We start from the raw sequence: 24,213 nt of genomic DNA on the forward strand, positions 1-24,213 counted from the left end.
GGCGATTTGGATGATCTTGCGGGAGGCGCGGTACCAGGAACGCCTCCCTGCGCTGCGGAGGTGTACATGAGGGGTATGGGAAGGGCCGTCACCATCATGGTGGCGGCCGCGATGCTGACGGCCTGTGGCGACGGTGCCGACGGCGGGGCGCGCAGCGGAGATCCGGGCGGCTCGTCGCCGAGCGCCGGGGCGTCTCCGCAGCCCGTGGTGAAGGCGCCGAAGGGGTTCGACACCGCCAAGGGCTGGCAGGAGACCGTCGGCTGGCTGCCGGAGAACGCGGAGAACCTGACGGTGGGAGCCGCGGCGAAGGCGGGCGTGGTCGCCTTCCTCCAGAAGAAGGGTGAGGGTTACGTCGTCGAGGCTCGGGACGCCGCCACCGGCGCACCCCGCTGGAGCAGCCAGCAGTGGCAGCCGCAGGCCCTTCCCGAGAACGTGAAGCCCGATCCGTCGTACCTCCCTCAACTCCTCGTCGCGAACGAGGAGGGCCGTGAGTACGTCGTCGTCTGGGCGTACACCCCTCGGTCCACGGACGAGGACACGGTCTCCCTCGTCGCCTACCCGGCCGACTCCTCCGGAACGGAGGTCGCGGCCGCCCACACCCGCACCGTGCCGATGGATGCCTACGGCCCGGCGAAGGTCGTCGACGGCGGGAACGGGCTCCTGGTCAGCTGGGAGGAGAAAGGCATCGACCACGCCGCGGCGATCGACCTGTCGAAGGACCGCGTCAAGACGTACGACGAGAGCGTGCGACTGCCCTACTGCGAGCAGACGGGCTGCATCAGCGGTTCGGTGGCCGGGCTCTCCCCGGACGGCCCGGTCGTCACGCTCAGTCCGGCCGGTTTCGGCGTCCCCGGCGTCTGGCAGGCCAGCGACGCCGTGCCGCCGGGCGCCGATCTGAAGTTCGTCAGCAAGTACGAGAACGGCCGGGTGTTCGCTGTCGTCGGCGAGCACGTCTTCTCCCTCTGGAACGCCGAGAAGGGTCTGACGAAGCAGGGCGGCATCCCGGTGGCAGCCGTGCACGACCTGAAGTCCGGAAAGCTGCGGACGTCCGTGGTATGCGACCCGGGGGGCGGGTTGGACGGAGCCTCCTACCAGCCCGTGCTGTCGCCGAACGGCCGCTACGCGGTCGCGGGGACCATCGCCGTGGACTTCGGGAAGGGCAAGAGCTACTGCTTCGGCGGAGACGGCGAGCAGGAGAGCGTCCGCCTTTTGTCGGTCGACGACGACGGCACCGCCTACGGCTACGGGCAGGGGGGAGACGCGGACGTGCCCGTCACCGTCGCGGTCGGCACCGGGAAGATCGAGGAGCTTCCCCAGGAGACCCAGATCCCGTTCCTGTCGCTGCCGGGAATCGGAGGATTCTCGCTGCCCGCCGCGACCAACGGTGAGCGGCAGTTTGCCTTCCTCCCGCGTCGCTGACCCGTCGCTGTCCGGACGCACCGGTGGGCGCGGCCGCAGGTCGCGCCCACCGCCGTAGGGGGCGGCCACGGGCAACCGGGGCGGTGACTTCCGACTTCTCTCCGCCGCTCCTACAGTGGGTGGTCACCCATCACTCGAGCCCTGAAGGTGACATGAGCATCCGCGTGTACCGCAACGCCGCCATCCGCACCGGGGACGCCGGCAACCCGACGGCCCGGGCCATGGCCGTGGTCGGCGAGCGGCTGCTGGCCGTCGGCACGGAGGCGGAGGTGCGCGCCGCCGCGGGACCCGGCGCGGAGCTGGTCGACCTGGCGGGCGCCGCCGTGCTCCCCGGTCTCTACGACGCGCACATCCACACCGCGCAGTACGCCCACAGCCTGGACGCGGTGGACCTGCGCGACGTGCGTTCCCTGGACGACGCGCTGGCCATGGTGGCCGCGCACGCGGCGCGGCTGCGACCGGGCGCCTGGCTGTTCGGCGGCAGGTGGAACAGCAACACATGGGATCCGCCGAGGCAGCCGGACAGGTACGCCCTGGACTCGGTCTGTCCGGAGTTGCCGGTCGTGCTGCCGAACGCGGACGGCCACACGGTGTGGGCCAACTCGGCGGCCCTGCGCCTGGCCGGCATCGACGCCGACACCCCCGACCCGGTGGGCGGTGAGATCGTCAGGGACGAGCGCGGGGAACCCACCGGCATCCTGCGCGAGACGGCCTGTCGTCCGCTGGAGGGCCTCATGGTCTCCCGCGATCTGCGCGAGCAACTCCGCGTCGCGCAGGACGAACTGCTCGCCCTCGGTCTGACCAGCGTGCACGACATCGACGGCGAGGACTGCCGGGCGGCCTACCTGGAGTTGCGGGAGGCCGGCGAGCTGAAGCTGCGCGTACACAAGGCCATTCCGTCGGTCCACCTGGAGGAGGCGATCGCCGAGGGTCGCCGCACCGGGCAGGGCGACGACTGGTTCCGCACCGGGCCCGTGAAGATCTTCAGCGACGGGGCGCTGGGCTCGCACACCTGCCACATGAGCGAGCCCTTCGCCGGCGAGCACCCCAACGTCGGCATCGCCGTCACGCCGTACGAGGACCTGGTCAAGCTCTTCGCCAGGGCGGCGGAGAACGGCATCGCCGTGGCCACGCACGCCATCGGCGACCAGGCCAACCACCTCGTCATCGACGCCTACGAGGCCGTCGGCCGCACGCCGGGGCTGCGGCACCGCATCGAGCACGCCCAGCACCTGCGGGCCGGCGACCTGGCCCGGATGGCCCGGCTGGGCGTCGTCGCCTCGATGCAGCCCGTGCACTGCACCAGCGACATCGACCTCGTCGACACCCTGCTGGCCGGGCACGACCTGGCCTCCTACGCCTGGCGCGGGATGCTCGACGCCGGCGTCGGCCTGGCCTTCGGCTCGGACGCCCCGGTCGAGCACCCCAACCCCTTCGCCGCCCTGTACGCCGCGGTGACCCGTACCCGTCCCGACGGGACGCCCGTGGGCGGCTGGCAGCCCGAGCAGCGGCTCACCATGGCCGAGGCGCTCGCCGCCCACACCCTCGGCGCGGCCCACGCCGCGGGCGAGGAGGACCGCAAGGGCGTCCTCGCGCCCGGCATGCTGGCCGACTTCATCGCGGTGGACACCGACCCCTGGCTGGAGTCGCCGGACGCGGTGCTGCGCACCCGGGTCATGACCACCGTCGTGGGCGGCGAGATCCGCTGGCAGCGCGGGTGAGCGCCGCGACGGCGTGACGGCGGCCAGCGGCGCGACGGCCACGGCCCGGGGCGCCGACGCCGGGACCCGGTGACGTGGCCGGCACCGGGGGGAGGACGTGACCGGCGGGGTCACCCGCGCCGACGCGCCGGCCCGGTGCTCAGGATCGGACGGGCGTGAGGGTGACGGGCACCGCGACGACGTGCCGGCGCGTCCCGTCCGCCGCCGAGACCTCGTACGCCTCGATCGTGCCGGGCTGCTCCCGCCGCACCCGGTAGGCGACGGCGACCCGGAAGTCGCCCCGGCAGCCCGTGCCGCAGGTGGCCGTGGTGAAGGTGGTCGCCACCGTCCGGCCCGCCGCGTCGAGCACCCGGACCGTGACGGTGGCCTCGAACACGTCGGCGGTGCCGGTGACGGTGACCGGGCTGCCGACCCGAGCGCCGATGGTCGGACCGGTGACCACGACGGGTGGCAGCAGGTCCGCGTAGTCGGCCCGGCCGACCGGGGGACCGGCGGCGAGGCGGACCCGCTTGACGGTGGGGAACTGGGTGAGCGTGTAGACCACCTGCGCCTCGCGCAGCCGCCGGCTCGGCGCGTCGCCGCCCGCCGGGGCGGGCGCGACCGTCGCCACGCCGTCGGCGATGCGGGTGACCTCGCCGCCGGCGGGCAGCAGGGTGGTCAGCCCGGTGGCGGCCTCCGCCGGGGTGGGCCCGGCGGCCAGTTCGGCCAGCGCCAGCCGGGACGTCGCCACCGTGGCCGGCCGGGTGCGCCGGGTCGGCGCGAGCCGCCCGTCCCGGACATACCACAGCTCGACGGTGACGGTCTGCGGCCGGGTCGGGGCGGCGGTGGTCGCGGCGGGCGTGGGGGAGCGGCCCGGTCCGGCCGTCGGCGGCGCCGCGGTCGAGCCGGGCGGCGGCGCCGGCGTGGACGGGGTGGCGACCGGCGGCGGCGCGGTGGGCGCGGGGCCGAGCGAGCCGGACCGGGGCGCGGCGCAGCCGGCGGGCAACAGCGCGGCGGCGAGCAGCGCGGCGACCGTGGCGCGCCGGGTCACCGCGCACCGCCCGTCCGCGACGCCGGCTCGGCGGGCGGGCGGGAGGGCGGTGGCGACCGCGGCGTGCCGGCTCACCGCGCACCGTCCGACGCCGGCTCGGCGGGCAGGTCCAGCCGGAACCGGGTGGCCACCCACGGCTCGCTGCGCACGCTCAGCCGCCCGCCGAGCAGGTGGGCGTTCTCCCGGGCGATGGCCAGGCCCAGCCCGCTGCCCCGGCCGGAGCGGGCCGGGTCGACCTTGTGGAAGCGGTCGAACAGGCGCGGCAGGTGCTCCGTCGGGATGCCCGGGCCCTGGTCGCTGACCTCGAAGACGACCCGCGACCCGTCGCCGGCGACCGCGGCCCGGAGCTCGCCGCCGCCGTGCTCGACCGCGTTGGCGACGAGGTTCGCCAGCACCCGCTCCAGCCGGCGCGGGTCGGTGCGCAGCGGCACCGGCGCGCCGTCGATCCGCACCCGGTCGGACCAGCCGCGGGCCGCGACGATCGCCCGCAGCAGGGCGACCGGGTCGACGGCGGCGACGGCGAGCCGTTCCCGCCCGGCGTCCAGCCGGGAGATCTCCATCAGGTCCTCCACCAGACGGCGCAGCCGGACCACGTCGGCGACCAGCAGCTCCGCCGCGCGCCGCGCGTCGCCCGGCAGTTGGTCCAGGTGGTCGCGCAGCAGCGACGCCGCCGCCACCAGGGCGGTCACGGGGGTACGCAGCTCGTGCGCCACGTCGGCGGTGAACCGCCGCTCCCGCGCCTGGGCGGCGGAGAGCGCCTCGATCTTCGCCGCCAGCGCCTCGGCCATCTCGTTGAACGAGGCGGCCCAGTCGCTGAACTCGTCGCGCCCGCGTACCGGCAGGCGGGTGTCGAGCAGCCCCTCGGTGAGGGCCCGCGCGGCCCGGCTGGCCCGGCCGACCGGCTCCAGCGTGCGCCGGGCGAGGGTGTGCCCCACCCCGGCGGCGAGCAGCACCACCAGCACCCAGCCGGCCAGCAGGGCCGTGCGCAGCTGGTCCAGGTCGGCGGCGATGTCGTCCTCGACGGTGACGACGTACAGCTCGGCCGTCGAACCGGGGATGCGGCCACCGACCACGAGCAGCCGGGGCCGCTCCTGCGGCGACGACCGCTCGTACCCGAGCTGCCCCTCCGCGACGGCGGCCCGCAGCCGCGCCCCCAGCGGCGGCGCGTACGCCGGGTGGGAGGGGTGCTGCCCGTCGTCGACCAGCACCACGTGCCGGCCGCTGCCCTCGAAGCTGGTCAACAGCTCGCCGCGACGGTCCTCGGTCAACGGCAGGAACTGCCCGGCCAGGACGAGCCGGTAGCGGGCGTCGGCCGCCGCCTGGTGCAGCGACGCGTCAAACCGGGCCTGCCGCAGCAGCAGCCAGGAGCCGCCGGCCAGCAGCCCGGCGGAGACCCCGGCGACGAGCACGAACGCGATGGTCAGCCTGCGGCGCAGGCGTCCGGGCGGTACGGCGCGTCCGGCCATCGCGCACCCTCCCTCAGCCCGGCGACAGCTTGTAGCCGGCCCCGCGCACCGTCCGCAGGAGCCGGGGGTGCGCGGGATCGTCCTCGATCTTGGCGCGCAGCCGCTGCACCGCCACGTCGACCAGCCGGGAGTCGCCGAGGTAGCCGTGCTGCCACACCCGCTCCAGCAGCACCTCCCGGGTGAAGACCTGGCCGGGGCGGCGGGCGAGTTCGCGCAGCAGGCGGAACTCGGTGGCGGTCAGCGCCACCTCCCGGCCGGCCTTGCGGACGACGAAGCCGCCCGGGTCGATCTCCAACCCGGCGACCTCGATGACGGCGGCGACGACGGGGCCGCCCGCCCGGCGCAGCGCCGACCGGACCCGGGCCACCAGCTCGGGCAGGTCGAACGGCTTGCGCAGGTAGTCGTCGGCGCCGCACTCGAGGCCGACGACGACGTCCACGGTGTCGGTGCGCGCGGTCAGCATCAGGATGGGTACGCCGCTGGTGCGCCGGATCTCCCGGCAGACCTCGATGCCATCCAGGCCGGGCAGCATGACGTCGAGCACGATCAGGTCGGGCGGCCGGGCACGCCACGCCGCCAGCGCCTCCCGCCCGTCGACTGCGGTGTCGACCCGGAAACCGGCGCGGCGCAGCCCGAGTGCGGTGACCTCCCGGATGGAGGCATCGTCCTCGACGACCAGCACGCGGCCCTCCACGAGCCGAGGGTAGCCCCGCGACGGCCCGCGCCGACCTGGCGGAACGGACGGTGTCGGGGGCCCGGCCGGCGCCGGACCCCCGGTTCCGCGGCGGTCACTGCTGCCACTGGTGTGCCACGTCGAGCACGATCCGGCTGTGTGTGCCCGGGCCGGTCAGCACGAACACCCGGAACGGCAGGCGGGCCCGCACGCCGACCGCGAAGGTGGTGTAGCCCTCGAAGCTGCCGCCGAAGACCACATCCCGCAGCGTCCGGTGGCGCAGCACGTTCGCGGCGTGCTCACCGACCTGGTAGGGCACGGTGCCGACGTGCGCGTCGTCGTGCGCCGGGGCCCGCAGCGAGATCCGCAGCAGCTCGTCGCCGGCGGTGTACGGCGACAGCGGCAGGCCCTCGCCCTCGGTCCACGTCTCGCCGTAGCCGACCGTGTAGCCGGTGACCGGGCCGGCGAACTCGAACACCACCCGGTCGAAGCAGTCGTGCCGCCCGGTGCGCACGTCGACCAGCGGGGCGCTGCTCGGCGTGCCGGCCGATTTCTCCGCGCTGCCCCAGGTGATCCCGCAGTACGGCGATCCGGTCGCCGCCGCCGTCGTGGTCGCCGCCGTGCCGGTGCCGGCGCCGGCCAACAGTGCGGCGAGCACCACGACCAGGGCCGTCAGTCCATTCCTGATCCGCATCGTCCTCTCCCGTTCTTCCGTTTCCGGTCGGTGCCCGGCCTCGTCGCCGGGGTCGTCGGGTCCACGGTGGAACGCCCCCACGGCAGCAGCTTCGCCGTGCGGTAACGCCCGCGTAACAGCTCGTGTCCGCGGCGCTGCCGCGCGATCGGGCGGTGCCGACCTCGACCACGGGACCGGCCGACCGGTGCGGGCTGAGCCCGGGTACGGTGTCGGCGCACCTCGGGGGCGCTGCGCGACGCGGGGCTGGTGGGCGCCCACCGCGCCGGCCGCTTCGTGCGGCACGCGCGGACCACCGCCGCCGAGGTGCTGACTGCCACCCCGACTCTTCGGAAGGGACCACCGATGACCGGCCGTACGCCGAAGGTCTCCTGCGTCTTCGTCTGCCACGACGGCGCGGGCCGGCTGCTGCTGGCCCGGCGCGCGGCCGGTGCCCGGGACGAGCCGGGGGCCTGGGACACCGGCGCCGGGGCACTGGAGTTCGGCGAGAGCTTCGAGGCGGCGGTCGTCCGCGAGGTCACCGAGGAGTACGCGGCCACGCCACGGTCGGTCTCCCTGCTCGGCGTGCGCAACGTGCTGCGCGACGACCCGCCCTCGCACTGGGTGGCGGTGCTCTTCGCGGTCCGGGTGGACCCGGCGGAGGTGGCCATCGGTGAGCCGCACAAGTTCGACCGGATCGGCTGGTTCACCCGCGATGCCCTGCCCGCGCCGCTGCACTCGCAGCTGCCGGCCACCCTGGCGATGCTTCCCGACCCGCTGCCCTGACCGGCGCGTCCGCCCGCCCGCCGCCGTCGGCGCTCACCCGTGTGTCGCTCGCCGTCGTCCCCGGGGCGGCGGGCCGGCGGTGGACGGAGGTGCCCCTCGACCTGGCCTGCGGTGCACGGGCGGGGGCGCCGGTATGACGATTCCGTTATGCCCCATATCGACGACCCTCGTTCTAACATCCACGTACATCGATGACCGGCGGTGGCACGCCGCCGGACAACCGCAGGGAGTGCGTGTATGTTCCGACGACAACTGCTGCGCACGGCGGGCGCCGTGCTGGCGGCGGTCCTGGCCGCAACCGGAATGCAGGTCGCCACCGACGCCAGCGCGTCCGCCGCCGCCCGGACCGTCTACTACGACGCGAGCCGGGCCGGCGAGTTCCGCACCAACTTCGACCAGGCCGCAGCCATTTGGAACAGCCAGGTCAGCAACGTCCAACTGGTGGCCCGCACACCGGGCAACGTCACCATCTACGTCGACAGCGGCTGGCCGCGGGCGCAGGTCACCGGGCTCGGCTCCGGCCGGATCTGGATGGGCTGGACCGCCGTCAACCAGGGGTACGACCGCACCCGCATCGCCAGCCACGAGCTGGGCCACATCCTCGGCCTGCCGGACCGGCGCACCGGGCTGTGTTCCGACCTGATGTCCGGCAGCAGCGCCCCGGTCTCCTGCCGCAACGCGTACCCGAGCGCCACCGAGGCGTCCCGGGTGAACTCGCTGTTCGCCGGCGGCCTGGCCGCGTCCGCGGTGCCCACCGGCACGTACTCGTGGAACGACGGCGACGACATCGAGCCGTACGTCGTCGGCGGCCGGCCGGCCACCGAGAACTACCCGTGGATGGTGTACGTCTCCGGCTGCACCGGCACGCTGATCAAGGCCAACTGGGCGGTCACCGCCCGGCACTGCTCGACGCCGTCCTCGGTGCGGGTGGGCAGCATCTACCGCAACAGCGGCGGCACCGTGGTCGGGGTGACCCGGGCGGTCAACCACCCGAGCGTCGACGTGAAGCTGCTGCAACTGTCCGGCTCGGTCGGCTACGCCCCGGCGCCGATCCCCGGCACCTCGGGCGCGGTCGGCACCGCCACCCGGATCATCGGCTGGGGTCAGACCTGCCCGACCCCCGGCTGCGGCGGCGCCCCGACCGTCGCGTACGAACTGGACACCTCGATCGTGTCGGACAGCCGCTGCATCGGCATCAACGGCCCGTACGAGATCTGCACCAACAACACCAACGGCAACTCGGGCGCCTGCTACGGCGACTCGGGCGGCCCGCAGGTGCGCCGGATCAACGGGGTGTGGAACCTGATCGGCGCCACCAGCCGGTCCGGCAACAACAACTCCACCTGCGCCACCGGCCCGTCCATCTACGTCGACCTGCCGTCCATCCGATCCTGGATCAACACCCAGGTCGGCGGTCTGCCGGTCTGACGACCCCGACCCGGGGGGACGCCGTGCGCGGCGTCCCCCCGCCCGTCGTCGGCCGGGCCGCCGCGCCGGGTGTCACGCGGCGACCACCCGCTGTGCGGTACCGTGCGTGACACATCGACCCCTTCCGAGGTGAACCATGTCCGGCGTGGCCGCACTCGCCCTGACCCTGGCGCTCGCTCCCGCGCCCACGCCGTCGGCCTCGGGCGGGCCCGTCGGCGACCTCCTCGGCGGTATCGGGCAGATCGTGGACGACCTGCTCACCGGAGGGGGTGGGATCACCCCGGGCGCCTCCCCGACGCCGGTCCCGTCCGGCTCGACCGCCCCGGCGTCGCCCCGCCCGTCGGCGGCGCCGGGCGCGCCGCGCCCGTCCACGTCGACCACCACGTCCCCCCGCGCCGATTCGGCTCGGACGGCCGAGGGTCCGGGCGAGCGCAAGGCGGCGGTGCCCGCCCCGAACGGGCGGACCGGCACCTCGGGCGATGCGTCCACAGTCACTGCCCCGCCGCTGGACGGCGACGGGGATCCGGCGGTGCGTTGGCTTCTCTACGGCCTGGCGGCGACCGCCGTGGCCGTGCCGGTGCTGCTCGTCCTGCGCCGGCGTCGGCCCGCCGTCGCGCAGGTGGGCCCGGCCGGCGCGCCCGCGCCCACGCCCGATCCCGCCGGGGAACCCCTGGTCGACAACGTGACCCGGTTGCCGACGAACCTGAACGCCATCTACGAGCTGGGCCGACTCGACGAGCGGCTGAGCCAGGAGCGCCAACGCCGGTCCTGACGGACGCGCCGGCCACGCGTGGACCCGTACGCAGCTCGTCCCGCTCCGTGGACACCCCGGGTAGTCCGGCGATGACGCGCTGACCAGCGCGTCGCTCCTGTTGGAAACGTTTTCGTAACGGGCCCTTGACCTCCTCGCCACGCGCGGCGCAGACTCCCGGAAACGTTTACAGGAAACAGGTGGAGGTGCCGGGGCGTGGGTCGTAAACGTTTACCGGAGTCGGCCGACAGCCGGCCCACCGTCCACACCGTCGCGGCCCGCGCCGGTGTCTCCATCGCCTCCGCCTCCCGGGTGCTCAACGGCGTCGGCGGCAGCGAGGAGACCATCCGCAAGGTCCGCGCCGCGGCGGCGGAGGTCGGGTACGTGCCCAACGCCATCGCCCGGTCGTTGCAGTCCCAGCGCACCGGACTGGTCGCGCTCGCGGTCGAGGACATCGGCAACCCGGTCTACGTGTCGATGATGCGGGCCATCGAGGCGGTGGTGGCCGCGTCCGGGCGGCAGCTGCTGGTCCACGCCACCGGCGGGCAGATCGCCAACGAGACCGCACTGCTGCGCCGGCTGGCCAACCGCTACGTCGACGGCATGATCCTGTCGCCGATCCGAGTCACCGACGACCACCTCGCCGCGCTCGTGCAGAGCCCGGTGCCGGTGGTGGTGATCGGCCAGCTCGGCGCCGACGCGCCCGTCGACAACGTGCGTACCGACTCCCGGCGCGGCGTCGCGCTGGCCGTGGACCACCTGGTGGCCAGCGGGCGGCGCCGGATCGGCTTCGTCAACGGCCCGCTGGACACCGTCCCCGGCGCCGCCCGCGACGCCGGCTTCCGCGCCGCCATCGCCGCGCACGCCGTTCCCCTCGACGAACGCCTGGTCGAGGTCGGCGACTTCCAGTACGCGGCCGGCCGCGCGGCGACCGAACGGCTGCTCGCCCGGACCCGCCCGGACGCCCTGGTCTGCGCCAACGACCTGATCGCGGTCGGCGCGCTGCACGCGCTGCTGGCCGCCGGGCACCGGGTGCCCGAGGACGTGGCGGTGATCGGCATGGACGACACCGAGCTGGCCCAGATGATGTTCCCCCAACTGTCCAGCGTCTCGCTCGGCTCGGCCGAGCGCGGTCGACGGGCGGCCGAACTGCTGCTCCAGCGGATCGCCGACCCCGCCCTGCCGCCCCGCCGCGAGCAGGTGTCGCCCAGCCTCGTCGTCCGCGCCTCCAGCCGGCCCGCCGTGACCACCCCCCGTCCGTCCACGGAAGAGGTGCCGTCTTGACGACTGTGGCCGAGCGGCCGGACGTCGACCGGGCCGGAGCGGCCCGTCGGCACAGCCGGTCCCGCTCCGACCGGACCATGATCTACCTGCTGTTGCTCCCGTCGCTGCTGCCGATCCTGGTGCTGTCGGTCTTCCCCCTGGTACGCGGCATCTACCTCGGGTTCACCGACGCCCGGGCCGGGCGCAACGTGGAGGTCAGCTTCACCGGGTTGGCGAACTACCGCGAGCTGCTCGGCGACGAGCTGTTCTGGAACTCCTTCCAGGTCGGCCTGCTCTGGGCGTTCGGGGTGACCGTCCTGCAGTTCCTGCTGGCCCTCGGGCTCGCGCTGCTGCTGAACCAGCGGTTGCGCTTCCGGGGCGTGGCGCGGGTGCTGGCCGTGGTGCCGTGGGCGATGCCACCGGTGGTGGTCGGCATCCTGTGGAAGCTGGTCTACCACCCGGACGCGGGCCTGCTGAACGAGTTCTTCCACCGCGTCGGCGCCGACGGCCTGCGGGCCAACTGGCTCGGCGACTTCGGCACCGCCCTGCCGGCGGTGATCATCGTCGGGGTGTGGGCGGGCATGCCGCAGACCACCGTCGTGCTCCTCGCCGGCCTGCAGGGGGTCGGCCGCGAGCTGCACGAGGCCGCCGCGGTGGACGGCGCCAGCACCTGGCACAGGTTCCGGCACGTCACGCTGCCCGCGCTGGCCCCGGTGATCGTGGCCATCACCTCGCTGGACTTCATCTGGAACTTCAACTCGTTCGGCCTGGTCTACGTGCTGACCGCCGGCGGGCCGGGCGGCAAGACCATGCTGCCGATGCTCTTCGCCTACGAGGAGGCGTTCCGCTACGGCAACTACGGCTACGCCGCCGCGCTCGGCAACGTGATGGTCGTGATCATCGTGGCGCTGCTCGCCGTGTATCTCCGTCGCCGGTTGAGGGAGGCGAACTAGTCGTGATCAGTGCGAGGAGTGAGCTTGCGAGCCCCGCAGTCCGGATCGGAGGGCAGTGATGTTCGGAAAGCCGAGCCGCACCGGGCGGGCGTTGCAGTACGTCGCCCTGGCCGGCTACCTGGTCTTCCTCGGGTTCCCGCTGGTCTGGCTGGTCTCGACGGCCTTCAAGCCGCCCCGGGAGCTGGTCCAGCTGCACCCGACCCTGATCCCCGCCAACCCGACGGTGCAGAACTTCGTCCAGGCGTTCACCGAGCAGGAGTTGGGCCGGGCCGCGCTGAACAGCCTCCAGGTCTCGCTCGCCTCGGCCCTGCTCACCGTGCTGGTCGCGCTGCCCGCGTCGTACGCCCTGGCCCGGTTCCGCTCGAAGCTCGGCACCGCGGCCCTCGGCTGGGTGCTGCTGTCCCAGCTCTTCCCGTTCGTGCTGCTGATCATCCCGATCTTCCTGGTGCTGCGGCAGGTCGGGCTGGCCAACACACACGCCGGGCTGGTGCTCATCTACGTGGTCTGGGCGCTGCCGTTCGCGCTGTGGATGCTGCAGGGCTTCGTCCGCAACATCCCCCGGGAACTGGAGGAGGCCGCCTCCGTCGACGGCGCCAGCCGCGTGCAGATCCTGCGGCGGGTGGTCTTCCCGCTGCTCGCCCCCGGCCTGGTCGCCACCGCGCTGTTCTCGTTCATCTCGGCCTGGAACGAGTTCTTCTTCGCCCTCGTGCTGATCAAGACCCCGGAGCTGGCCACCCTGCCGGTGGCGCTCGCCCGCTTCGTGGGCATCGAGGGCACCGCCCGCCTGGGCCCCCTCGCGGCCGGTTCGCTGCTGGCCACCCTGCCCAGCCTGATCTTCTTCGCGTTCATGCAACGCCGGCTCTCGTCCGGGTCGCTCGCCGGCGCGGTCAAGGGCTGACACCGTCCCCCACCCACCACCCAGGAGGTAACCCCCCATGCTCCGTACCAGATTCCGTCGACTCGCCGCGGCCGCCGCGGTCGCGGTCGTCGGCCTCGGCGCGCTCAGCGCGTGCGGCGACGGCGGCGACGACGAGTCCACGTCCGGCCCGGTCAAGCTGCGCTTCCTCAGCCTGGCCTGGCAGAAGGAGTCGCTCCAGGCCAACAAGGACCTGGTCGCCAAGTGGAACGCCGAGCACCCCGACATCCAGGTCGAGTACGTCCAGGGCGACTGGAACTCCGTCCACGACCAGCTGCTCACCTCCTTCGAGGGCGGCGACGCGGCCGACATCGTGCACTACGAGGCGTCCGCGATCGGCGAGTTCAGCAAGCAGGGCTACCTGGCCGACCTGTCCAAGCTCGTCTCCGACGACCTCAAGGGCCAGATCGACCAGGGCATCTGGGACACCGTCACCTACGACGGCAAGATCACCGGCGTGCCGTTCCTGCTGGAGTCGCAGGTCGTCATCGCCAACAAGAAGCTGCTCGACGCCGCCGGCATCGCGGTGCCGCCGGCCGACGGCGGCTGGACCTGGGACGAGTTCCAGGCCAACGCGCAGAAGCTCACCAAGCCGGGTCAGTACGGCGCGGCCTGGGCCCTGAAGTCGCCCACCAACCGGGTGCTGAACCTGGCACTCAACTTCGACGGGAAGTTCTTCCACACCGACGGCGGCCGCACCGAGGTCAAGGTGGGCGACGCCGAGAAGGAGGTCCCGAAGCGTATCCACGACATGATCTACACCGCGAAGTCGGCCTCGCCGGAGGCGCTCGGGATGAGCGGCGCGGACACCCTGCCCGGCTTCTTCGGCGGCAAGTACGCGATGCTGCCCGGCTCGGTGTCGCTGCGTCAGCAGATGGTCGAGCAGGCGCCGGCCGGCTTCGAGTGGGTCACCCTGCCGCCGCTGAAGGGGTTGTCCGCCACCCACGCGGCGAACCCGCAGACGCTGTCCGTCAGTGAGGACTCCACGCACAAGAAGCAGGCCGCGCAGTTCCTGGAGTTCTTCCTCAACCCGACCAACATGGCCACTCTCGCCAAGGGCGACTGGCTGATCCCGACCGGCAAGCAGGCCAACGCGGAGCTGGTCAAGCTGACCGGCGGCAAGCAGGGCTGGGACGTGGCCGCCGACAGCGCCGCCGACCTGACCGTCGCGCCGTTCCAGAAGGCCGACGGCTACCCGGAGTGGAAGACCAAGTACGCCACCCCGGCCCTCCAGCAGTACTTCGCCAACAAGATCACCCTGGATCAGCTCGGCACGCAGCTGGTCGACGGTGGCAAGCAGGTTCTGAGGTAACCATGTCTCTCCTTCTCGACAAGTCGGTCGGATGTCTCGTCGGCGCCGCCGTGGGTGACGCCCTCGGCGGGGCGACCGAGACGGCACTTCCGGAGCAGATCCGCGCCCGCTTCGGCGGCTGGGTGGAGGGCATTGTGCCCCCGTACCACGCCGACTGGGCGACCGCGCGGCCACTCGCGCCGTACCACAAGGGCGACGGGCACATCACCGACGACACGTTGATGACCCACGCGCTGGTGCGGGCGTACGCGGCCAAGCGCGACCACCTGGACGCCTACGACGTGGTGGAACTGCTCGTCCCCGACCTGATCGAGCGGGTGGTGTACATCCCGGACCTGGAGCGCGAGGGGGTGACCTTCCACCGGCTCGCCGCCGCCGAGCGGTGGTTGGTCACCCGACTGCACCACGCGCACGCCGACCCCCGCGAGGGCGGGGTGGGCAACATCGTCAACTGCGGCGCCGCCATGTACATGGCCCCGGTCGGCATCGTCAACGCGGGCGACCCGGCCGGGGCGTACGCCGAGGCGGTGGAGATCGCCGGAGCGCACCAGCACAGCTACGGGCGGGAGGCCGCGGCGGTCTTCGCCGCCGCGGTCGCCGCCGCCGCGACCCCCGGCGCGGGCGTCGACGACGTGGTCGCCGCCGCGCTGGACCTGGCCCGCGACGGCACCCGGGCGGCCATCGACGCGGTGGTCAAGGAGGCCCGGGGCCACAATGACTGGCGGGCCGCCATCGGCCCGCTGCGCGGTGCGGTCGCCCCCTTCGACACGGTGGGGGAGGAGTACCGCAGCCCGGGGCTGGGCGCCCGGCGGCCGAGCCGGCTGCACGCCATCGAGGAACTGCCGGTGGCGATCGGCATGCTGGTGGTGGCCGGTGGCGAGTTCCGCGACGCGGTGCTCGGCGCGGTCAACTACGGCCGGGACGCCGACTCGACCGCCACCATGGCGGCGGCGATCGCCGGCGCGCTCGGCGGCGCGGCGGCGGTGCCGGCGGAGTGGTCGGAGGCGGTCGCCACCGCCTCCCGCACCGACCTGGTCGCGCCCGCCCGGGTGCTCGCCGCGGTGGCCACGGAGGTCTTCGAGCGCGACCGGGAGCGCTTCGCCCGCCGGGCCGAGCGCTTCGCCGGCCTCGCCGACGGTCCGGCGCGGGGCGCCGACCCCGCCGGGCCGGAGCAGGCACCCGGGGAGTCGGGCCGGTGAGGATCACCTGGGTGCAGCCCGAGGACCTGCTGCCGCACGAGATCGCGGCCAGCCGGGACGAGGGGCGCGACGTCGGCGCGATCGCCGAGCGGTGGCGCGCGGCCGGCGGGGACCTCACCCCGCCGGTCAGCGGGGCGTCGCCCACGCCCGCGGCACCCCGGCTGCGGGCCCTCGCCACGCGGCTGCTCGACGAGGCCGACGCGCTGCCGGGAGCCGGCAGCCCCGACGAGCCCGAGGAGCTGGCCGCCGTCCGCGCCAGCTGGCCGGCGGAGTGGTCGCTGCCCGCCGGCCCGGCCGCGTACGACCGGGTGCACGGCGCGTGGCTCGGCCGGGCGGCCGGCTGCCTGCTCGGCAAGCCGGTCGAGAAGATCCCCCGCCACGGGATCCGGGAGATCCTCGTCGCCACCGGCCGCTGGCCGCTGCGCGACTGGTTCACCGCCCGGGGGCTGCCCGCCGACGTGGCGGCCCGCTGGCCGTGGAACCGGCGCAGCGCCCCGACCAGCCTGGCCGAGAACATCCACGGGATGCCCGAGGACGACGACCTGAACTTCGCGCTGCTGGCGCTGCGCGTGCTGGAGACGTACGGGCGGGACTTCACCAGCGCCGACGTGGCGCAGGCGTGGCTGGACTGGCTGCCCGGCGGGCGGGTCTTCACCGCCGAACGGGTGGCCTACCGCAACCTGCTGCTGGGGCTGGCCCCGCCGGCGACCGCGCGGCGGCACAACCCGTTCCGGGAGTGGATCGGCGCCCAGATCCGCACCGACGTGTACGGCTGGGTCAACCCCGGGCGCCCCGACCTGGCCGCCGAGCTGGCCTGGCGCGACGCCACGGTCAGCCACGTCCGCGCCGGCGTGTACGGGGCGATGTGGGTCGCGGCCCTGGCCGCCGCCGCCACGGTGGCGGGCGACGTCGACGAGGTGCTCGACGCCGGCGAGGCGGTGCTGCCGCCGCGCAGCCGGTTCGCCGCCACGGTCCGGGAGGCGCGCGCCCTCGGCTCGCGCACGGACGACTGGGAGGCGGTGGTGGACGAGCTGTACGCCCGGCACGGCCACCTGCACTGGGTGCACGTGCGCAACAACGCCGCGCTGGTCGCCGCCGCCCTCGCGTACGGGCGGGGCGAGCTGGAGCGGTCGATCTGCGCGGTCGTCAGCGGCGGCTGGGACACCGACTCGACCGGGGCGACCGTCGGCGCGGTGACCGGGGCGCTGACCGGCGCGTCCGGGCTGCCCGAGCGGTGGGTCGGCCCGCTGCGCGGCCGGCTCGCCAGCAGCATCGCCGGATTCGACGGCATCGGCTTCGACGAACTGGCCGCCCGCACCGTCGCCCTCGCGACGCCGGGTGCCGCCGGGGCGCCCGTCGGCGTCGCCACGACCGAGGGCGGGCCGGCGTGAGCGCGCGGGTGGTCGTGGTGGGCAGCGCCAACCTGGACCTGGTGGTCACCGCGCCGCACCTGCCCCGCCCCGGCGAGACGGTGCTCGGGGAGGACTTTCGGACCGTGCCCGGCGGCAAGGGCGCCAACCAGGCCGTCGCCGCCGCCCGGGCGGGCGCGCACTGCGCGTTCGTGGGCGCGGTCGGCGCCGACGAGTTCGGGCAGCAGTTGCGGGACAACCTGGTCGCCGCCGGGGTGGACGTGCGTGGCCTGCGTACGGTCCCCGGCCCCTCGGGGGTCGCCCTGATCGGGGTCGACCGGGCGGCGGAGAACTTCATCGTGGTCGCCCCCGGCGCGAACGCCGCGCTGACCGGCCTGGATGCCGCCGACGAGGCGGCGATCGGCGCGGCCGACGTGCTGCTGCTCCAGCTGGAGGTGCCGCTGCCGACCGTGGTGGCGGCCGCCGGCCGGGCCCGCGCTGCGGGCACCACGGTGGTGCTCAACGCCGCGCCGGCGGCGCCGTTGCCGGCGGACCTGCTCGGGCTGGTCGACGTGCTGGTCGTCAACGAGCACGAGGCGGCCGTCGTCGCCACGACGGCCCCCGACGAGCCGGGCGTCCTGCTCGACGCCCTGCTGGAGCTGGTGCCCCGGGTGGTGCTGACGCTCGGCGCGCGGGGTGCCGCGTACGCCGACCGGCGCGGTTCGCGACTGGAGATCCCGGCGCCGCGCATCGCGGCGGTGGACACCACCGCCGCCGGGGACGCCTTCACCGGCGCCCTCGCCGTCGGCTGGGCCGAACGCGGCGCCGCGCGCGACGCCGACGCCGTCGCCGCCGTCCTGCGCTGGGCCTGCGCGGCCGGCGCGGCGTGCGCGCAACGCCCCGGCGCGTCCACCGCGCTGCCCGACCGGGCCGCCATCGAGGACCTGTACGCCGCGACCTACCGAGGTGCCCCGTGAGCTTCAACCCCTACGTGCCGCGCCCCATCGACCGGCCGACGGAGGTCCCGCTGGGCGGGCACGCCGACCTGGCCACGTTGGACGAGGCGAAGGTCTTCGCCGCCCCGGGCGACCCGGCCGACTGGCCGGCCTGGCGGGAGCAGCTCACCCGCTGGCGCGCCGACGCCCGTGCCCGCCTCGGCTACACCGGCGCGCACTACGACGAGATCCCCGGCGACTGCTTCAGCGTCTGCCTCGCCTGGCTGTGGGACGAGACGCTCTACGACCACGAGCGGGGCGTCTTCACCGTCGACGCGTTCCTCGACGCCGCCGAGCGGGACTTCGGGGGCTTCGACGGGATCGTCCTGTGGCACGCGTACCCGGTGATCGGGCTGGACGAACGCAACCAGTTCGACTACTACCGCGACGTCCCCGAGCTGCCCGAGGTGGTGCGCGCCTTCCAGCGGCGCGGGGTGCGGGTGTTCGTCGACTACAACCCGTGGGACACCGGCACCCGGCGCGAGGCCGGCACCGACGCGCAGGAGGTCGCCGCGCTGGCCGGCAAGCTCGGCGTCGACGGGGTCTTCCTCGACACCCTCAAGGAGGGCGCCGACGAGCTGCGCCGGGAGTTGGACGCCGTCCGCCCCGGCATCGTCCTCGAAGGCGAGAGCCGCGTGCCGCTGGCCCGCATCGCCGACCACGCGATGTCGTGGGCGCAGTGGTTCGCCGACTCCGAGGTCCCCGGCGTGCTGCGCGCCAAGTGGTTCGAGCGCCGGCACGTGCTGCACCACACCCGCCGCTGGCACCGCAGCCACCTCGACGAGCTGCACTCCGCCTGGCTCAACGGCTGCGGCGTGCTGGTCTGGGAGAGCGTGTTCGGCGTCTGGGTGGGCTGGAACGACCGGGACCGGGCCGTGCTGCGGGCAATGCGCCGGGTGCAGGCCAGCCACGCCGCGTGGCTGCGCGCCGAGGACTGGGTCCCGCTCGCCGACCACCCCGGCACCGGTCAGGTGTACGCGTCCCGCTGGACGCACGACGGCGAGCCGCTGTGGACGGTGGTGAACCGGGCCGACGACCACGACGGGCCGTGGCTGCGTACCGCGCCGCGTCCCGGCCGGCGCTTCGTCGACCTGGTCACCGGCGCCGAGCTGGCCGTCACCGCCGAGCCGGACGGCACGGTCGCCGTCGGTGGTCCGCTGCCGGCCGGGGCGGTCGCCGCGGTCGTCGCCACCGCCGACGCGTCGGTGCCGTCGCACCCGGCGGCGGTCGGCGACCCGTCCTTCCCGGCCCGGACGGCGCAGCGGCTGCGCGTGCCGTGGGCGCCCCGGCGCGACGTGCCCGACGGCATGGTGGCGGTCGACGGCGGACGACGGGAGTTGCTCGTGCGCCACCGGGTGCGGGAGACCGGACTCTACGGCGAGACCCCGTACGTCGACGAGTGGAAGCCGCTGCCGCCCCGGCTGCACCACACCGGCACGCTGCGCCGCGCCGTCCGGCTCGGCCGGTTCGCCATCGACACCCACGAGGTCACCCACGGCCGGTACGCCGAGTTCCTGCGCGCCACCGGCCACCGGCCGGCGCGCCCCGAGCGGTTCACCGCCGGACAGGGCCCGGCCGACGCCCCGGTCACCGGCGTCGACCTCGCCGACGCCCGGGCCTACGCGGCCTGGGCCGGGCTGCGGCTGCCCACCGAGGACGAGTGGCAGGTGGCCGCCGAGGCGGGGCTGCTGCACCGCCGGGAACCGCTGGTGTGGAACCTGACCGAGAGCGAGCACTCCGACGGGCGGACCCGCTTCGTGATCCTCAAGGGTGGCGCCGCGTACCGGGCGGAGGGCTCCGACTGGTATCTCGACGGCGGCCCGCAACCGCCGGACGTGTCGGTGAAGCTGCTGCTGCTCGGCGCCGGCCTGACCCGATCCGACCAGGTCGGCTTCCGCTGCGCCGCCGACCTTCCCGCCGAGGAGTGACCCGATGAGAAGACGTTGGCGGATCGGCGGCGGCGTGGCCGCCGTGCTCCTCGTGTTCGGCCTGGCCGGCGCGGTGCCCGGCGCGGCCGGCGCGGAGCGTCTCCGGGCGGGCACGCTGACCACCGCCGCGGCGCCGTCCGCGGCGCTGGGCGCTCCGATCGACTACACGGTCTACCTGCCGCACGGCTACGGCGAGGCGACGGCGAGCCGCTACCCGGTGCTGTACCTGTTGCACGGGCGGGGCGACACCATGCAGGCGTGGACCCGGGTCAAGGCCGACCTGGACCGGCTGATCGCCGACGGCGACGTGCCGCCGGTGATCGCGGTGCTGCCCGACGCGCCGTGGAGCAGCCGCGGCAGCTGGTACGTCGACTCCGGGTACACCGGCGCGGACGATCCCGGCCGGCCGGTGGAGACCGCCCTCACCGGGGATCTGGTGCGGCACGTCGACGCCACCTACCGCACCGCGGCCCACCGGGGGGCGCGCCTGGTCGGTGGCTACTCGATGGGCGGCGCCGGTGCGCTGCGCTACGCCCTGGCCCACCAGGACCTGTTCGGCCACGCGCTGGTGCTCAGCCCGGCGGTGTACCGGCCGCTGCCGCCGGCCGACTCGTCGGCGCGCGAGTTCGGCGGCTTCGGCTCCGGCGGGCAGCGCTTCTCCGACGAGGTCTACCGGCGACTGAACTACCCGGCCCTGCTGCCGGGCCTGGACGCGGAGTCCCCGGTGCGGATGTACGTCGCGGTCGGCGACGACGAGTGGGCGAACCCCGACCCGGCCGACGCCGCCCACGACTTGGACTACGAGGCCGCCACCCTCTACAACACCGTGCGCCGCTCCGACGCGATCCCCGCGGAGTTCCGGGTGCTCGACGGGGGGCACGACTGGGACGTCTGGCGACCCGCCTTCGCGGACGGGCTGAGGCACCTGGCGGCGACGCTGAGCGTCACCCCGCCGGCCGGGCTGCCCGGGCCGCCGCACGGCAGCGCGGGCACCGACTGGGCCGGCGGCGTGGCCGCCCACCCCGACGGCAGCACCACCCTCGGGTACGCCGCCTCCGGCCCGGTCGCCGGCCAGCCGTACGCCGGCGGGCTGGACGCCGTGGTCAGCCGCGTCACGGCCGGCGGGGCCCCGGCCTGGACGAGGCAGTTCGGCACGGCCGCCAACGACCGCCTCCACGGCGTGGTGCCGCTCGCCGACGGCGGGGTGGTCGCCGCCGGCTACACCCGCGGCGACCTGGGCGGGACGCACCCGGGCAGCCCCGCCGACGACGGCTTCGTCGTCAGGTTGACCGGGACGGGGCAGCGGGCCTGGCTCACCCAGGCCGGCGACCCGGCCAAGGCCGACCGGTTCTACGCCGTCGCGGCGGCCCCCGACGGCGGCGCCTACGTCGCCGGCTACACCAGCGGCTCGTTCGCCGGGCAGAGCGGCGCCGGGGACAAGGACGCGATCCTGGCCCGCATCGCCCCGGACGGGCGGATCGCCTGGAGCCGGCAGTTCGGCGGTTCCGGCGAGGACAAGGCGTACGCGGTGACGGCCGACGCCGAGGGCGTGTACGTGGCCGGCGGCACCTCCGCCGGCCTGCCCGACACCACCGCGCTGGGCGGCAGCGACGGGTGGCTCGCCCGGTTCGACGCCAGCGGCACCCGCACGTGGGTGACCTCGGTGGGCGGCGCCGGCGACGACCTGCTCGGCGGCGTCGCGATCAGCGCCGACGGCCTCGTGGTCGCCACCGGCTCCACCGGCGGCGAGGCCACCGCCGGCGGCAGCGACGTGCTCACCGTGGCGTACACCGGTGCCGGCCGGCAGCGCTGGCGGACGGTGACCGGCGGGCGGGGCGCGGACGCGGGTGCGGACGTGGTGGCGCTGCCCGACGGTGCGGTCGCCGTGGTCGGCTTCACCGGCAGCGCGCTCGGCCTGCCGGTCGGCGGCGCGGACGTGCTGACCCTGCGGCTGGACGCGCGGGGCCGCCAGGCCGGGGTGGCCCAGTACGGCACCGCCCGCGACGACGCCGCCGACGCCTTCGGCGAGGAGAACGTCTACGCGACCCTCGGTGCCGACGGGCGGCTACTGGTCACCGGGCTCACCGCCGGGACCACGTCGGGCGGGGCGGCGCTCGGCAACGGCGACGTCTTCCTCGCCGCCGTCGATCCGACGAAAGGGACGCCTTGAACAGCCCAGCTGACGCCGGTGCCGACCGGACCCGCCCGCTCGACGGGGTGAAGGTGGTCGACCTGGCCACCCTCTTCGCCGGGCCGCTCGCGGCGGCGTTCCTCGGCGACTTCGGCGCCGACGTGGTCAAGGTGGAGCATCCGGCCAAGCCGGACCCGTCGCGGGGGCACGGCCCGGCGAAGGACGGCGTCGGGCTGTGGTGGAAGGTGCTCGGACGCAACAAGCGCACGATGACCCTGAACCTGTCCGACCCGCGGGGCGCCGAACTGCTGCGCCGCCTGCTCGCCGACGCGGACGTGCTGGTGGAGAACTTCCGCCCCGGCACCCTGGAACGGTGGGGGCTCGGCCCGGCCGAGCTGCACGAGGTCAACCCCCGGCTGGTGATCGCCCGGATCAGCGGTTTCGGTCAGGTCGGCCCGTACGCGCGGCGGCCGGGCTTCGGCACCCTCGCCGAGGCGATGAGCGGCTTCGCCGCCGCCACCGGCGAGCCGGACGGCCCGCCGACGCTGCCCCCGTTCGGGCTGGCCGACTCGGTCACCGCGCTCGCCGCCGCGTACGCGGTCATGCTGGCCCTGCGGGCCCGCGACCTCACCGGCGCCGGCCAGGTGGTGGACCTCGCCATCATCGAACCGATCATGGCGATGCTGGGCCCCCAGATCACCTGGTACGACCAGCTCGGCTACGTCCAGCCCCGGCTGGGCAACCGGTCCAACAACAACGCGCCGCGCAACACGTACCGCTGCGCCGACGGGCGCTGGGTGGCGGTGTCGACCAGCGCGCAGAGCATCGCCGAGCGGGTGCTGCGGCTGGTCGGCCGCCCGGAACTGGTGGACGAGCCGTGGTTCGCCACCGGCAGCGGCCGGGCCGCGCACGCCGACGAACTGGACGCCGCCGTGGGCGCCTGGGTCGCGCGGCGCGACCGGGACGAGGTGGTGGCCGCGTTCGAGGCCGCCGAGGCGGCCGTCGCCCCGGTCTACGACGTACGCGACATCCTCGCCGACCCGCAGTACGCCGCGCTCGGCACCGTCCGCACGGTCCCCGACGAGGAACTCGGTGAGGTACGGATGCAGAACGTGCCGTTCCGGCTCTCGGAGACGCCGGGGGACATCCGGCACGCCGGGCGCCGGCACGGCCAGGACACCGACGCGGTGTTCCGGTCGCTGGGCCTGACCGACGGCGAGTTGGCGGCACTGCGCGAGAAGGGGGTGATCTGAATGCTGCTGACCTGGCTCTACGTGCCGGGTGACCGGCCGGACCGGTTCGCCAAGGCGGTCGCCTCCGGCGCCGACGCGGTGATCCTCGACCTCGAGGACGCGGTGCTCGCCGACCGCAAGGCGTACGCGCGGCAGGCCGTCGCCGAGTTCCTCGGGCAGTCGCACCCCGTGGCGGTCCAGGTCCGGGTCAACGAGCTGACCGGCCCGGACGTCGACGCCGACCTGGCCGCGGTGGTCGGCCGCCCCGGGCTGGCGGGCCTGCGGCTGCCGAAGGTGGAGTCGGCGACCGCCGTCGCCGCCCTTGCCGCCCGGGTGGACACCCCGCTGCACCCGTTGGTCGAGTCGGCCCTCGGTCTGGAGGCCGCGTACGCCATCGCCACCGCCGCTCCCGCCGTGGCCTCGATCGGCCTCGGCGAGGCCGACCTGCGCTCCGACCTCGGCGTCGACGACGAGGCCGGTCTGGCGTGGGCGCGCGGCCGGATCGTGGTGGCGGCCCGCGCCGCCGCCCTGCCCCCGCCCGCCATGTCGGTGTACCCGAACGTGGCCGACGCCGACGGCCTGGCCGCCTCCTGCGCGGTGGGCCGGCGGCTCGGCTTCCTCGGCCGGGCGGCCATCCACCCGCGCCAGCTACCGGTGATCGCCGAGGCGTTCCGGCCGGCGGAGCGGGAGGTCGCGCGGGCCGAGGAACTGCTCGCCGCGGTGGCCGAGGCGCAGACCCGGGACTCCGGGACCGTGGTGCTGCCGGACGGCCGGTTCGCCGACCGGGCGATGGTGGCCGCCGCCCGTCGCACGGTCGACCTGGCCGCCCGCTACGCGGCCTGACCGGGCGTACGACGAGAGGGCCGGCCCCGTTCGGGGCCGGCCCTTGTCGTTGGTGGTGGTGGTGGGATCAGGCGGCGTAGCCGCGGGTGGCGATCCAGTCGGCGAGGGCCTCGGTGGTGATCCAGTAGGAGGCCTGGGCGGGGTCGGC

Annotated in this window: 20 protein-coding genes and 1 pseudogene; 16 read left to right on the forward strand and 5 right to left on the reverse strand. The window is 75.0% G+C overall.

The genetic code is table 11. The annotated features are described in order from the left end of the window. Window positions 1-66: 66 nt before the first annotated feature. Both ACZ6Q9_RS31365 and ACZ6Q9_RS31370 read left to right on the forward strand, forming a co-directional pair. The gene (locus ACZ6Q9_RS31365) at window positions 67-1,419 is read left to right on the forward strand and encodes a hypothetical protein (protein WP_396831041.1); all 1,353 of its coding nucleotides are present in this window, start codon (window positions 67-69) and stop codon (window positions 1,417-1,419) included. Window positions 1,420-1,571: 152 nt separating this feature from the next. Further along, window positions 1,572-3,140 (forward strand): amidohydrolase, encoded by a 1,569-nt coding sequence (locus tag ACZ6Q9_RS31370; RefSeq protein ID WP_393460410.1) that lies wholly within the window; start codon window positions 1,572-1,574, stop codon window positions 3,138-3,140. Window positions 3,141-3,279: 139 nt separating this feature from the next. Here the strand turns inward: ACZ6Q9_RS31370 and ACZ6Q9_RS31375 are convergent, their stop codons facing one another. The 4 genes from ACZ6Q9_RS31375 to ACZ6Q9_RS31390 form a co-directional block, all read right to left on the reverse strand. After that, window positions 3,280-4,245 (reverse strand): Gmad2 immunoglobulin-like domain-containing protein, encoded by a 966-nt coding sequence (locus tag ACZ6Q9_RS31375; RefSeq protein WP_393460407.1) that lies wholly within the window; start codon window positions 4,243-4,245, stop codon window positions 3,280-3,282. Continuing rightward, on the reverse strand, window positions 4,242-5,636 hold the full coding sequence (locus ACZ6Q9_RS31380; RefSeq protein ID WP_393460404.1) for an ATP-binding protein: 1,395 nt from the start codon (window positions 5,634-5,636) through the stop codon (window positions 4,242-4,244). Before ACZ6Q9_RS31380 ends, ACZ6Q9_RS31375 begins: the two co-directional genes overlap by 4 nt. 13 nt (window positions 5,637-5,649) lie before the next feature. Then, window positions 5,650-6,330 (reverse strand): response regulator, encoded by a 681-nt coding sequence (locus ACZ6Q9_RS31385; RefSeq protein WP_393460401.1) that lies wholly within the window; start codon window positions 6,328-6,330, stop codon window positions 5,650-5,652. Window positions 6,331-6,424: 94 nt separating this feature from the next. After that, complete coding sequence (locus tag ACZ6Q9_RS31390) at window positions 6,425-7,003, reverse strand: AMIN-like domain-containing (lipo)protein (RefSeq protein WP_393460398.1); 579 nt, start codon at window positions 7,001-7,003, stop codon at window positions 6,425-6,427. A gap of 342 nt (window positions 7,004-7,345) precedes the next feature. Between ACZ6Q9_RS31390 and ACZ6Q9_RS31395 the strand changes: the two genes are divergently transcribed. The 14 genes from ACZ6Q9_RS31395 to ACZ6Q9_RS31460 all read left to right on the forward strand — a co-directional run bounded on the left by ACZ6Q9_RS31395 (window position 7,346) and on the right by ACZ6Q9_RS31460 (window position 24,065). Next, window positions 7,346-7,765, forward strand: coding sequence for an NUDIX domain-containing protein (locus tag ACZ6Q9_RS31395; protein WP_357463128.1), 420 nt, complete (start codon window positions 7,346-7,348; stop codon window positions 7,763-7,765). 303 nt (window positions 7,766-8,068) lie between these two features. Continuing rightward, window positions 8,069-9,193 (forward strand): snapalysin family zinc-dependent metalloprotease, encoded by a 1,125-nt coding sequence (locus tag ACZ6Q9_RS31400; RefSeq protein ID WP_396831052.1) that lies wholly within the window; start codon window positions 8,069-8,071, stop codon window positions 9,191-9,193. 145 nt (window positions 9,194-9,338) lie between these two features. Beyond that, window positions 9,339-9,965, forward strand: coding sequence for a hypothetical protein (locus ACZ6Q9_RS31405; protein ID WP_396831043.1), 627 nt, complete (start codon window positions 9,339-9,341; stop codon window positions 9,963-9,965). Window positions 9,966-10,160: 195 nt separating this feature from the next. Continuing rightward, window positions 10,161-11,228, forward strand: a complete 1,068-nt coding sequence (locus tag ACZ6Q9_RS31410) for a LacI family DNA-binding transcriptional regulator (RefSeq protein ID WP_396831044.1) — start codon at window positions 10,161-10,163, stop codon at window positions 11,226-11,228. A gap of 5 nt (window positions 11,229-11,233) precedes the next feature. After that, complete coding sequence (locus ACZ6Q9_RS31415; protein WP_396831053.1) at window positions 11,234-12,160, forward strand: carbohydrate ABC transporter permease; 927 nt, start codon at window positions 11,234-11,236, stop codon at window positions 12,158-12,160. A 58-nt stretch (window positions 12,161-12,218) separates the two neighbouring features. Further along, window positions 12,219-13,058, forward strand: a complete 840-nt coding sequence (locus ACZ6Q9_RS31420; protein ID WP_357463140.1) for a carbohydrate ABC transporter permease — start codon at window positions 12,219-12,221, stop codon at window positions 13,056-13,058. 37 nt (window positions 13,059-13,095) lie between these two features. Further along, window positions 13,096-14,388, forward strand: coding sequence for an ABC transporter substrate-binding protein (locus tag ACZ6Q9_RS31425; protein WP_393270757.1), 1,293 nt, complete (start codon window positions 13,096-13,098; stop codon window positions 14,386-14,388). A gap of 2 nt (window positions 14,389-14,390) precedes the next feature. Continuing rightward, the gene (locus ACZ6Q9_RS31430; protein WP_396831045.1) at window positions 14,391-15,587 is read left to right on the forward strand and encodes an ADP-ribosylglycohydrolase family protein; all 1,197 of its coding nucleotides are present in this window, start codon (window positions 14,391-14,393) and stop codon (window positions 15,585-15,587) included. Further along, window positions 15,584-16,978, forward strand: coding sequence for an ADP-ribosylglycohydrolase family protein (locus ACZ6Q9_RS31435; RefSeq protein ID WP_396831047.1), 1,395 nt, complete (start codon window positions 15,584-15,586; stop codon window positions 16,976-16,978). Before ACZ6Q9_RS31430 ends, ACZ6Q9_RS31435 begins: the two co-directional genes overlap by 4 nt. Beyond that, window positions 16,975-17,913 carry a PfkB family carbohydrate kinase gene (locus ACZ6Q9_RS31440; protein ID WP_396831049.1) on the forward strand — a complete coding sequence of 313 codons (939 nt, stop codon included), beginning with the start codon at window positions 16,975-16,977 and terminating at the stop codon, window positions 17,911-17,913. Before ACZ6Q9_RS31435 ends, ACZ6Q9_RS31440 begins: the two co-directional genes overlap by 4 nt. Next, window positions 17,910-19,859 carry an SUMF1/EgtB/PvdO family nonheme iron enzyme gene (locus ACZ6Q9_RS31445; RefSeq protein ID WP_396831050.1) on the forward strand — a complete coding sequence of 650 codons (1,950 nt, stop codon included), beginning with the start codon at window positions 17,910-17,912 and terminating at the stop codon, window positions 19,857-19,859. Before ACZ6Q9_RS31440 ends, ACZ6Q9_RS31445 begins: the two co-directional genes overlap by 4 nt. Before the next feature lie 4 nt (window positions 19,860-19,863). Then, window positions 19,864-22,029 (forward strand): alpha/beta hydrolase-fold protein, encoded by a 2,166-nt coding sequence (locus tag ACZ6Q9_RS31450; protein WP_396831051.1) that lies wholly within the window; start codon window positions 19,864-19,866, stop codon window positions 22,027-22,029. Continuing rightward, complete coding sequence (locus ACZ6Q9_RS31455; RefSeq protein ID WP_393460383.1) at window positions 22,026-23,243, forward strand: CaiB/BaiF CoA transferase family protein; 1,218 nt, start codon at window positions 22,026-22,028, stop codon at window positions 23,241-23,243. The genes ACZ6Q9_RS31450 and ACZ6Q9_RS31455 overlap by 4 nt, the downstream gene beginning before the upstream one ends. Further along, window positions 23,244-24,065, forward strand: coding sequence for an HpcH/HpaI aldolase/citrate lyase family protein (locus tag ACZ6Q9_RS31460; protein ID WP_393270739.1), 822 nt, complete (start codon window positions 23,244-23,246; stop codon window positions 24,063-24,065). It abuts the gene before it with no gap. Window positions 24,066-24,132: 67 nt separating this feature from the next. Here ACZ6Q9_RS31460 and ACZ6Q9_RS31465 read toward each other — a convergent pair. Beyond that, window positions 24,133-24,213 (reverse strand): annotated as a pseudogene (locus ACZ6Q9_RS31465) (C39 family peptidase); the annotation flags it as partial.

The sequence above is a fragment of the Micromonospora sp. NPDC049139 genome, from assembly GCF_055586845.1.

Coding starts and splice junctions, on each gene's coding strand:
- ACZ6Q9_RS31380 (WP_393460404.1), bottom strand. CDS start 5,636: ATGGCCGGACGCGCCGTACCGCCCGGACGCCTGCGCCGCAGGCTGACC.
- ACZ6Q9_RS31425 (WP_393270757.1), top strand. CDS start 13,096: ATGCTCCGTACCAGATTCCGTCGACTCGCCGCGGCCGCCGCGGTCGCG.
- ACZ6Q9_RS31390 (WP_393460398.1), bottom strand. CDS start 7,003: ATGCGGATCAGGAATGGACTGACGGCCCTGGTCGTGGTGCTCGCCGCA.
- ACZ6Q9_RS31395 (WP_357463128.1), top strand. CDS start 7,346: ATGACCGGCCGTACGCCGAAGGTCTCCTGCGTCTTCGTCTGCCACGAC.
- ACZ6Q9_RS31430 (WP_396831045.1), top strand. CDS start 14,391: ATGTCTCTCCTTCTCGACAAGTCGGTCGGATGTCTCGTCGGCGCCGCC.
- ACZ6Q9_RS31460 (WP_393270739.1), top strand. CDS start 23,244: ATGCTGCTGACCTGGCTCTACGTGCCGGGTGACCGGCCGGACCGGTTC.
- ACZ6Q9_RS31420 (WP_357463140.1), top strand. CDS start 12,219: ATGTTCGGAAAGCCGAGCCGCACCGGGCGGGCGTTGCAGTACGTCGCC.
- ACZ6Q9_RS31370 (WP_393460410.1), top strand. CDS start 1,572: ATGAGCATCCGCGTGTACCGCAACGCCGCCATCCGCACCGGGGACGCC.
- ACZ6Q9_RS31400 (WP_396831052.1), top strand. CDS start 8,069: ATGCAGGTCGCCACCGACGCCAGCGCGTCCGCCGCCGCCCGGACCGTC.
- ACZ6Q9_RS31450 (WP_396831051.1), top strand. CDS start 19,864: ATGAGAAGACGTTGGCGGATCGGCGGCGGCGTGGCCGCCGTGCTCCTC.
- ACZ6Q9_RS31365 (WP_396831041.1), top strand. CDS start 67: ATGAGGGGTATGGGAAGGGCCGTCACCATCATGGTGGCGGCCGCGATG.